We start from the raw sequence: 9,126 nt of genomic DNA, 5'->3' as shown, positions 1-9,126 counted from the left end.
AACCGGCGGGGCGTGCTGCGGGGCGGGCGCCTGGGGGTAGCCCGGTGCCGGGGGCGGCGGGGGCACGGGGACGGGGCCCTGGTGCGGGCCCGCCTGGTGCGGACCCGGCTGGTGTGCGGCCGGCGACCAGCCTCCGGCCGGTCCGTGCCCCGGCTGATGGGGCGGCGGCAGCGGAGAACCCACTGCGTGCTGCATCCGGTGCCACTCCGTCTCGTACAGGCAATTGGCGCTGGCAGCGGGCCCGAGGCCTGCTCCCTACCGAACGGTACCTGCCCCGGCCGCCGTTTGGTGAACGGCCGGGGACGGCCCGAAGTGCCCATGTCCGTAAGGCAAATCGGACGGATGACACACCGGTGGACTACTCGCCCACTTCGCCGTACGCGGCCAGCAGGACGGCCGGGTCGGGGCTTTCCAGGACGGTCGGCTTGGCCAGGCCGTCCAGGACGATGAAGCGCAGCAGGTCGCCGCGGGACTTCTTGTCGACCTTCATCGCCTCCAGCAACTTGGGCCACTGGTCGTAGCGGTAGTGGAGGGGAAGGCCGACGGATTCGAGGACCGTGCGGTGGCGGTCCGCCGTGGCGTCGTCCAACCTCCCTGCCAGGCGGCCGAGTTCGGCGGCGAAGTGCATGCCGACCGAGACCGCGGCGCCGTGCCGCCACTTGTAGCGCTCGTTCTTCTCGATGGCGTGGCCCAGGGTGTGCCCGTAGTTGAGGATCTCCCTGAGGCCCGCCTCCTTCAGGTCGGACGAGACGACCTCGGCCTTGACCCGGATGGAGCGTTCGATGAGCTCGGCGGTGTGCGGGCCCGCCGGGGTGCGGGCGGCCTGCGGGTCGGCCTCGATCAACTCCAGGATCTGCGGGTCGGCGATGAAACCGGCCTTGATGATCTCGGCGAGCCCGGAGACGTAGTCGTTGACCGGCAGGGAGTCCAGAGCCGCCAGGTCGCAGAGCACACCGGCGGGCGGGTGGAAGGCGCCGACGAGGTTCTTGCCCTCGGCGGTGTTGATGCCGGTCTTGCCGCCGACCGCGGCGTCCACCATGGCCAGCACGGTGGTCGGGATCGCGATCCAGCGCACCCCGCGCAGCCAGGTGGCGGCCACGAACCCGGCGAGGTCGGTGGTGGCGCCGCCGCCGACGCCGACGATGACGTCGGTGCGGGTGAACCCGGACTGGCCGAGCGCCTTCCAGCAGTAGGCGGCGACCTCGGCGGTCTTGGCCTCTTCCGCGTTCGGCACCTGGATGGCGACGGCCTCGAAACCCTGCCCGGCCAGGTCGGCACGGAGCGCGTCACCGGTCTCGGCGAGCGCCTCGGGGTGCACGACGGCGACCCGCTTGGCCTTGTCGCCGATCAACCCGCCCAGTTCGCCGAGCAGTTGACGCCCCACCAGGACCTCGTACGGTTCGCTGCCCGCGCTCCCGCCGACCTGGATCCGGGTGACTGCCTCGCTCATGCTTCTTTCAACTCCAGTGCGTCCAGGGCGACTTGGGTGACTTCTTCGGGCGTACGGCCGTCGGTGGCCACGACCGCCGTGGCCACCGACTCGTACAGCGACCGCCGTGCTTCCATCAGCTCGCGCCACTGCTTGCGCGGGTTGACCGCGAGCAGCGGCCGGGCCGCGTTCAACCCGGTGCGCTTGACGGCCTCCTCGACGTCCATCGAGAGGTAGACCACGCGCTGCCCGGCCAGCAGCGCACGCGTGTCCGCGTCCAGGATCGAACCGCCCCCCAGGGCGAGGACGCCGTCGTGCTCGGCCAGCGCCTTGTGTACGGCGGTCTTCTCGATAGCCCTGAAGACCGGCTCGCCCTCGTCGACGAAGATCTCCGCGATCGTGCGGCCCTGCTCGGCCACGATGTCGTCGTCCGTGTCCCGGTAGCCGACCCCGAGCCGCTCGGCCAGCAACCTGCCGACGGTGGACTTGCCCACACCCATCGGACCGACCAGCACCACCTGAGGAGCGGTCATCGGATGGCCAGGTTGTCGAGGTAGGACTGCACATTACGGCGGGTCTCGGTGACGCTGTCGCCGCCGAACTTCTCCGCCACCGCATCCGCCAGCACCAGCGCCACCATGGCCTCCGCGACGATGCCGGCCGCCGGCACCGCGGACACGTCCGAGCGCTGGTGGTGCGCCTGCGTCGCCTCGCCCGTGGCCACGTCCACGGTCTGCAGGGCGCGCGGCACGGTCGCGATCGGCTTCATCGCCGCCCGCACCCGCAGCAACTCACCGGTGGTCAGGCCGCCTTCGGTGCCGCCGGAGCGGCCGGAGACACGCCGGATTCCCTCGTCGGTCTTCACGATCTCGTCGTGTGCCTTGGAGCCCGGCACCCGGGCCAGCTCGAAGCCGTCACCGATCTCCACGCCCTTGATCGCCTGGATGCCCATCAGCGCACCGGCGAGGCGCGCGTCCAGCTTGCGGTCCCAGTGCACGTGCGAGCCCAGGCCGACGGGAACGCCGTACGCGAGAATCTCGACCACACCGCCCAGGGTGTCGCCGTCCTTGTGCGCCTGGTCGACCTCGGCCACCATCGCCTTCGAGGCATCCGCGTCCAGGCAGCGCAGCGGGTCCGCGTCCAGCTTCTCGACGTCGGCCCGTGCCGACGCGCGCTCCAGGATCGGCCGGGCCTCGTCGAAGCCGTACTTCTGCATGCCCGCCAGATCCGCGTGACCGGGACGCGGACGGGTCAGCGGGGCGTTACGGGCCAGCCCGGCGAGGATCTCCGGGTCGACGGGATCGGCCGCCATGACCTGCTCCCACTTGGGCCACTCGGTGTTGCCCACCATGATCGCGACCCGGCACACCGGCGGGAAGACCCTCCAGCGTCGCCACGAGTGCGGGACCGTGGGACTCCCCCGCGGTCAGCCAGCGCAACCTGCTCAACGGTGCTCCTCAGTGCTCGCGCCCTGGTACTGCCCTGCGTACGCGCGTCCTCGCGTACGGCGACGGCGCGACCAGGTGCGCGGCCCTGGCCCGCCACCTCCGATCCTCCCACGTCCGGGCGACGGGTCCGATCCGAGTCCGACAAACGGACAGATCAACCCAGCTGTGCGGCCTCGCGCATGGCCGCGAGCGGGGAGCGAGGGTCGCCGGTGAACTGGCGGAACTGGAAGACCGCCTGGTGCACCAGCAGGTCGAGGCCGCTGAGCACCTGCCCGCCCCGCTGCTGCCAGGCCGCGGCGAGAGGGGTGGGCCAGGGTTCGTAGAGCACGTCGAAGAGGGTGCCGACCCGTGCGGGCAGCTGCCCGGCCAGCGCATCGGTGCCGCCGGCCGGGGTCGTGGAGATCACCAGCGGCGCCTCGAAGGCCCGTACCGCATCCGTCCAGTCGGCCGGGCGGACCTGCACGCCGAGCCGCTCGCCCCACTGCCGCATCTCGTCCGCGCGCCGCTCGCTGCGCACGTACACGGTGACCTCGCCGGTGCAGATCCGGGCGAGCGCGGCCAGGGCCGAGGAAGCGGTGGCACCCGCGCCCAGGATCGCCGCAGACTCGGCCTTCTCCACGCCGCGCTCGTGCAGCGCCGCCACCAGGCCGGGGATGTCGGTGTTGTCGCCGACCTTCCGGCCGTCGGGCCGGAACACCACGGTGTTGACCGCCTCCACCGAGGCCGCCGTGTCGGTGATCTCGTCGAGCAGCGGGATCACCGCGCGCTTCAGCGGCATCGTCAGCGACAGCCCCGCCCACTCCGGGCCGAGCTGCGCGAAGAACCCGGGCAGCGCAGCCTCGTCGATCTCGAACCTGTCGTACGACCAGTCGTCCAGGCCGAGCGCCCGGTACCCCGCGTTGTGCAGCCGCGGGGACAGGGAGTGGGCGATGGGCGAGCCGAGCACGGCCGCCCTTCGGGTCGCAGTCATCAGTTCTTTTTCCTCGACGCATTGAATTCGTCGACCAGCTTGTTGTGCTCGGCGAGCGTCTTGGTGAACTTGCTGGTCTTGCCGTCCAACGAGATGAAGTAGTACCAGCCGTCGTGCGTCGGGTCGAGCGCCCCCTTGAGGGCCAGCTCGCCGGGGTTGTCGATCGGGCCGGGCGGCAGACCCTTGACGTAGTACGTGTTGTACGGGTTGTTGTACTTCCGCAGCGCGGCGACGCTCAGGTCGATCTTGCTCTGGTTCTTGATGTAGTTGTACGTCGAGTCGAACTCGAGCGAGCCGTAGGTCTCCGGGTTTCCGGGCTTGAGACGGTTGTAGACGACCTCGGCCATCTTGCGGAAGTCGTCGTGGCTGGTGCCCTCGGCCTGCGCCAGGCTCGCCACGGTGAGCAGCTGCCAGGGACTGTCGAGGCCGAGGCTCTTCGCCTTCTTCGTGAGGCCGAGTTCCTCGTACTTGTCATTGGCCCGCGTGACCATGTCCTTCAGGACGGCCTCGGGCTTCTGGCCCTTGCTGACCGCGTAGCTGGAGGGGTAGAGGAATCCTTCCAGCGGATCCTTCACGTTCGGGTGGTTCAGCGCCCAGGAAGGCAGGCCGAGGTTCTTGTAGTCCTGCTGCGCGACCTTGGCCGTCGTGCCCGCCGCCACCCCGAGACGCGTGTCGATCTGCTTGTAGATCTGGGAGTTGCGCAAGCCCTCGGCGAGGACCAGGTTGCTGCGGCTCTTCGGGCTGAGCATCAGTTCGACCGCGCTCGCGGCCGACATGTGCTTCTCCAGCGTGTAGACGCCGTCCTGGATCTTCTTGCCGTCGGGGTTCGACTGCTGCGCGGAGACGAATGCGTCGACGCTCTCGACGACGCCCTCTTCCTTGAGCTTCCGCCCGATGTCATAGCCGCCCGCGCCCTTGGGGATGGTGACCACGACCTTCTGGCCGTTTCCGTCGCCCGCATAGTCGGCGGCCGGGCCGAAACGATCCTTGTAGAAGTGGTAGCCGAAGTAGCCGACCCCGGCGGTACCTCCGGCGAAGATCACGACCAGCACCAGGCAGGCGCAGCCGCTGCGGCGCTTCTTGGGCTTCTTGCCGCCGCGGGCCTTACGGCCGGCGCGCGGGTCGTCGTCCTCGTCCTCGTCGTCCTCGCCTCCGGCGAAGAAGGCGTGTTCTCCCTGGTCGGGGCCGGGGTCCCAGTCGGTCTGCGGCTCGGGCTCGGCCTGCCTGCGGCCGGGCGGCTCGGGCGGCGGGTAGGCGTCGGGCGTGCCGTAGTAGTCGGGCTGGTCGCCGCCGTAGGCAGCGGCCTGCTGGGCATACGGGTCCGACGGATCCGTGTACTGGACATGCGTGTGCGTGCCGACGCCCCAGCTGCCCTGGTCGTACGACTGCTGTTGGCCCTGACCTGCGTAGTACTGCTGGTCGTAGCCCTGGTACTGATGCTGCGGATACTGCTGCGCCTGACCGTATGCGGACTGCTCGCCGTTGCCCCAGTCACCGTAGTGCTGCTGCTGCGGCTGCTCCGGATAGTGCTGTGGCTGGCCGCCGTAGGGGGACTGCGGGCCCGCCTGGGCCTGCTGTCCGCCCCATCCGTCGTTCCCGTATGACGGGTCCTCCGGATGCCACGGTTCGGGGCCTGGGCCCCGGCCATACTCAGTCATCGATCCCCTAGAGCCGCGAGGCGGCGGTTACGCGGCTTTCGGGCCGGGTTCCGTCCCGCCTCTTGCTGTGCAGCCGCTGTTCGAACAGCGGCGCAGACGCGCGGAACGTTACCGTATCGCGATCAGATGACCACTTCGACGCCCTCGCCGGGTGCTTTACCTGACACCCGTTCGGATTCGAGGGCCTGCTGGAGGATGATCACAGCGGCTGCCTGGTCGATGACCGAGCGGCCCTTCTTCGACTTCACGCCCGAGGCGCGCAGTCCCTGACTGGCCGTCACCGTGGTCATCCGCTCGTCCACGAGGCGGACGGGCACGGGGGCGATGCCCTTCGCGAGCTCCTGTGCGAAGCCGCGAACCTTTGCCGCCGCGGGGCCCTCGCCCCCCTTGAGGGAGCGAGGGAGGCCGACGACGACCTCGATCGGCTCGTACTCCTCGACGAGTTGCTTGAGTCGCCGGTGAGCTGCCGGGATGTCCCGGCCGGGGACCGTCTCCACCGGGGTGGCGAGAATCCCGTCGGGGTCGCACGAGGCGACCCCGATGCGGGCGTCCCCGACATCGATGGCGAGTCGACGGCCTCTGCGCATCGTCACTTCGCGGTGTCCGTGACCAGCCGCTCGACGGCGTCCACGGCCTCGCCGATCGCGGCCGGGTTCTGGCCGCCGCCCTGGGCGACGTCCGGCTTGCCGCCACCGCCACCGCCGAGGGTCTTGGCGGCGGTGCGGACCAGGTCGCCGGCCTTGAGGCCGCGCTCGCGGGCGGCCTCGTTGGTGGCGATGACCGTGAGGGGCTTGCCGTTGTTGACCGTGAACAGGGCGACCACGGCGGCGCGTCCGCCCTGGATGCGGCCGCGTACGTCGAGGACCAGCTTGCGCAGGTCGTCAGGGGTCGTGCCGTCCGGGACCTGGCCGGTGACCACGGCGACGCCGCGGATGTCCTTGGCGGACTCGACGAGACCCGCGGCGGCCTGCAGCACCTTCTCGGCGCGGAACTTCTCGATCTCCTTCTCGGCGTCCTTCAGCTTGCCGAGCATGGCGGAGACCTTCTCGGGCAGCTCCTCCGAGCGGCCCTTGAGCAGCTCGGTCAGCTGGTTGACCACCGTGTGCTCGCGCGCGAGGAAGCTGTAGGCGTCGACACCGACGAGAGCCTCGATACGGCGGACACCCGAGCCGATCGACGATTCGCCGAGCAGCTTGACCAGGCCCAGCTGGGCGGTGTTGTGGACGTGCGTGCCGCCGCACAGCTCCTTGGAGAAGTCGCCGATGGTCACGACGCGGACCCGCTCGCCGTACTTCTCGCCGAACTCGGCGATGGCGCCCTGCTTCTTGGCCTCGTCGATACCCATGACGTCGGCGCGGACGTCGAGGTCGCGGGCGAGCACCTCGTTGATCTTCTGTTCGACGTCGCTCATCACGGCCGTGGGAACGGCGGACGGGGAGCCGAAGTCGAAGCGGAAGCGGCCGGGCTGGTTCTCGGAGCCGGCCTGGGCGGCCGTCGGACCGAGGGCGTCGCGCAGCGCCTGGTGGGTGAGGTGCGTGGCCGAGTGGGCGCGGGCGATGGCCTTGCGACGGCGGGCGTCGATGGAGGCGTGGGCCTTGGCCCCGACGGTGACCTCGCCGACCTGGACGACGCCCTTGTGGACGTAGACGCCCGGGACCGGCTTCTGGCAGTCGCGGATCTCGATGACGGCGCCGGTGTCGACCTTGATCTTGCCGGTGTCGCCGATCTGGCCGCCGCCCTCGGCGTAGAACGGGGTGCGGTCGAGGACGATCTCAACCTCGTCGCCCTCGGTGGCGGCCGGGGAGGAGGCGCCGTCGACGAGGATGCCGACGATGGTGGACTCGCCCTCGGTGTCGCCGTAGCCGATGAAGTCGGTCTCGCCGACCTTGTCGGCGATCTCACGGTAGGCGCCGGCACCGGCGTGGCCGGTCTTCTTGGCCTGGGCGTCGGCCTTGGCGCGCTCCCGCTGCTCCTTCATCAGGCGGCGGAAGCCGTCCTCGTCCACGGAGAGGCCCTGCTCGGCGGCCATCTCCAGGGTGAGGTCGATCGGGAAGCCCCAGGTGTCGTGGAGCAGGAACGCCTTGTCGCCGGCGAGGACCGTGCCCCCGGACTGCTTGGTCTCGGTGACGGCGGTGTCGAGGATGTTGGTGCCGGCCTTCAGGGTCTTGAGGAAGGCGTTCTCCTCGGCGACGGCGACCTTCTCGATGCGCTCGCGGTCGGTGACCAGCTCGGGGTACTGCTGGCCCATCATGCCGATCACGGTGTCGATCAGGTCGAGGACGACCGGGCCGGTGGCGCCGAGCAGGCGCATGTTGCGGATGGCGCGGCGCATGATGCGGCGCAGGACGTAGCCGCGGCCCTCGTTGCCCGGGGTCACGCCGTCGCCGATGAGCATCACCGACGTACGCATGTGGTCGGTGACCACGCGCAGGGAGACGTCCGAGTCGTGCGCGTCGCCGTACTCGACACCCGTCAGCTCGGTGGCCTTCTTGATGACGGCCATCGAGGTGTCGATCTCGTACATGTTCTGCACGCCCTGCAGAATCATCGCGAGTCGTTCCAGGCCGAGGCCGGTGTCGATGTTCTTGCTGGGGAGCTCGCCGAGGATCTCGAAGTTGTCCTTGCCGATGCCCTCGCCGCGCTCGTACTGCATGAAGACGAGGTTCCAGATCTCCACGTACCGCTCGTCGTTGACGGCCGGGCCGCCCTCGACGCCGAACTCCGGGCCGCGGTCGTAGTTGATCTCGGAACAGGGGCCGCACGGGCCGGGGACGCCCATGGACCAGTAGTTGTCCTTCATGCCGAGGCGCTGGATGCGCTCCTTGGGCACGCCGACGACCTCGTGCCAGATGCGCTCGGCCTCGTCGTCGTCCTTGTAGACGGTGATCCAGAGCTTCTCCGGCTCCAGGCCGTAACCGCCCTTGTCCTGGGGGCTGGTGAGCAGCTCCCAGGCGTGCTTGATGGCGCCTTCCTTGAAGTAGTCGCCGAAGGAGAAGTTGCCGCACATCTGGAAGAACGTGCCGTGCCGGGTGGTCTTGCCGACCTCTTCGATGTCGGGCGTGCGCACGCACTTCTGCACGCTGGTGGCGCGCGGGAAGGGCGGCTTGACCTCACCGAGGAAGTAGGGCTTGAAGGGCACCATGCCGGCCGGGACCAGGAGCAGAGTCGGGTCGTCCGCGATGAGCGACGCCGAAGGGACGACGGTGTGACCGCGCTCCTCGAAGAAGCTCAGCCAGCGGCGGCGAATCTCGGCCGACTCCATCAGTGGTCCTCATTCCGGTTGTACGAGTACGTCTGGTACGTCGAGCCCTCGACGTACTTCGGGCTGTTGCGGTTCTCGATGGCGGGGTACCGCCGGGGGGCGGGGAGTTCGGGGGACGCGTTGATACCGAGGGCCTCCCCCAGCTCCTCCTCCCGCTGGGCCATGTTGTCCCGGACGTCCAGCGCGAAGCCGACCGCGCGGTCCTTGAGCCGGTGACCGGCCTCGAGCGCCTTGTTGGCCGCGGAGGCGGCAAGGTTCTCGGGGGTCAGCTGCTTCAGCTTGCGATTGACCTTGGTGGTGGCCCACACACCGGCGGCGACGCCCGTGGTGAACCAGAACGTACGGCGGAACATCGCTAG

At 69.7% G+C, this 9,126-nt stretch carries 8 protein-coding genes and 1 pseudogene; all 9 read right to left on the bottom strand.

From position 1 onward, the window contains the following. On the bottom strand, positions 1–195 hold a 195-nt coding region (locus IH68_RS58855), incomplete at its 3' end, for a Pro-rich N-terminal domain-containing protein (RefSeq protein WP_234341828.1). Positions 196–358: 163 nt separating this feature from the next. Next, positions 359–1,450: a 3-dehydroquinate synthase gene (aroB, locus tag IH68_RS0147050; RefSeq protein WP_030949512.1), complete on the bottom strand. Its 1,092-nt coding sequence runs from the start codon at positions 1,448–1,450 to the stop codon at positions 359–361. Continuing rightward, positions 1,447–1,962, bottom strand: a complete 516-nt coding sequence (locus IH68_RS0147045; protein WP_030949509.1) for a shikimate kinase — start codon at positions 1,960–1,962, stop codon at positions 1,447–1,449. Before IH68_RS0147045 ends, aroB begins: the two co-directional genes overlap by 4 nt. Then, positions 1,959–2,877 (bottom strand): annotated as a pseudogene (gene aroC, locus IH68_RS51050) (chorismate synthase). The gene IH68_RS0147045 and the pseudogene aroC overlap by 4 nt, the downstream one beginning before the upstream one ends. Before the next feature lie 154 nt (positions 2,878–3,031). After that, positions 3,032–3,847, bottom strand: a complete 816-nt coding sequence (locus tag IH68_RS0147035) for a shikimate dehydrogenase (RefSeq protein ID WP_030949506.1) — start codon at positions 3,845–3,847, stop codon at positions 3,032–3,034. Further along, on the bottom strand, positions 3,847–5,505 hold the full coding sequence (gene mltG / locus IH68_RS0147030; RefSeq protein WP_030949504.1) for an endolytic transglycosylase MltG: 1,659 nt from the start codon (positions 5,503–5,505) through the stop codon (positions 3,847–3,849). Before mltG ends, IH68_RS0147035 begins: the two co-directional genes overlap by 1 nt. Before the next feature lie 122 nt (positions 5,506–5,627). Then, positions 5,628–6,092, bottom strand: coding sequence for a Holliday junction resolvase RuvX (gene ruvX / locus IH68_RS0147025; protein WP_030949503.1), 465 nt, complete (start codon positions 6,090–6,092; stop codon positions 5,628–5,630). Positions 6,093–6,094: 2 nt separating this feature from the next. Continuing rightward, the gene (alaS, locus tag IH68_RS0147020) at positions 6,095–8,767 is read right to left on the bottom strand and encodes an alanine--tRNA ligase (protein ID WP_030949500.1); all 2,673 of its coding nucleotides are present in this window, start codon (positions 8,765–8,767) and stop codon (positions 6,095–6,097) included. Next, positions 8,767–9,120 (bottom strand): hypothetical protein, encoded by a 354-nt coding sequence (locus IH68_RS0147015; RefSeq protein ID WP_030949498.1) that lies wholly within the window; start codon positions 9,118–9,120, stop codon positions 8,767–8,769. The genes alaS and IH68_RS0147015 overlap by 1 nt, the downstream gene beginning before the upstream one ends. Positions 9,121–9,126 lie beyond the last annotated feature (6 nt).

Source organism: Streptomyces sp. NRRL S-646, from assembly GCF_000720765.1.
In the GTDB taxonomy this organism is placed as follows: domain Bacteria; phylum Actinomycetota; class Actinomycetes; order Streptomycetales; family Streptomycetaceae; genus Streptomyces.
Note: the sequence above shows the minus strand (reverse complement) of the source record. Positions and strands in the feature narration are given on the sequence as shown.